The organism is Microseira wollei NIES-4236, from assembly GCF_020521235.1.
Lineage (GTDB): Bacteria > Cyanobacteriota > Cyanobacteriia > Cyanobacteriales > Aerosakkonemataceae > Microseira > Microseira wollei.
Window position 1 is genome coordinate 1 of sequence record NZ_BLAY01000849.1, and the last position, 209, is coordinate 209.

The 209-nt window shown below is 52.6% G+C and carries 1 protein-coding gene; it reads left to right on the forward strand.

The annotated features are described in order from the left end of the window. A partial coding sequence (locus MiSe_RS50640; RefSeq protein ID WP_226595183.1) for a hypothetical protein occupies nt 1–209 on the forward strand: 209 nt, incomplete at both ends.

Genomic DNA, 209 nt, shown 5'->3' on the forward strand with positions numbered 1-209 from the left:
GAATATTGCCGATAACGATACTTTACCCATCGTTACCATCACCGCCAGCGACGCCAATGCTGGCGAAACCGATAGCGGCATTGCACTTAACCCCGGACAATTCACCTTTACCCGCACCGGCAGTACCACCTCCCCACTCACAGTTAACTACGCCATCGCTGGCACCGCAGGTAACGGCAGCGATTATAGTTTGATCGACAACAGCATTA